This window comes from Ferviditalea candida (assembly GCF_035282765.1).
Lineage (GTDB): Bacteria > Bacillota > Bacilli > Paenibacillales > KCTC-25726 > Ferviditalea > Ferviditalea candida.
Map to the genome: position 1 here is coordinate 1 of NZ_JAYJLD010000111.1, position 754 is coordinate 754.

The 754-nt window shown below is 58.5% G+C and carries 1 pseudogene; it reads right to left on the reverse strand.

Annotated features, from left to right (window positions below):
- Positions 1-754, reverse strand: a pseudogene (locus tag VF724_RS21295) (hypothetical protein); the annotation flags it as partial.

Sequence of the window (754 nt, forward strand, 5' to 3'; positions counted from 1 at the left end):
GTCCTTCCGGCGTCTGCAGGATGAACGTTTCTTTGGTCTTGTTGCCGGTTTCGTCGTATGCGTAGCTTACGGTTTGGCCGGAAGGGTCGACCTGGGTCAGCCGGTTGCCCGCCGCGTCGTACGTGTAGCTTGTGGTCAGCACTTGGCCGTCCGGTTTGATCTCCCGCACCTCTCGAAGCTCGTCCCGCGCGTCATATTCGTACACGGTCGTGCCGTAAAGCGGGCGGGTTTCTTTTAATTTGTTTCCGACCCCATCGTATTGATACGTATAGGTTCCGTTGGTTTGCGAGATTTTGACGACGGTCCGTCCGCCGGCATCCACGGTATATTGGATCGCGTCGCCTTCGCGGTTCGTCTCGCTCGTCAATCTTCCGTCCGCATCATAGGTGTACACCGCCGTTTTGCCCAGTCCGTCGGTTTCGGTCAGCTTGTGTCCGCGGTAATCGTAGGTCGTGACGGTGTCTCTGCCGTACGGCCGCCGCACCGCCGTCCGATAGCCTTCAGGACTGTATTCGTACCGCTCCCAGTGTCCAACCGGGTCGATTTTGAGCACGGCCTGCCCTTTCGCATCATAGGCATAGCGGGTGACATGCCCGTTGCCGTCGGTCTCGGCGATTTTGAGTCCCCTGGGGTCGTAGGCGGTGCGAAGGGTTACCGCATTGGGATTGTCCAAGGTTTTGCCGCTGTGCGTCTCGCTTAAAGTTCGCCCTTCACCGTCATAGGTGTAGCGCACGAAATTGCCGTTGGGATCACG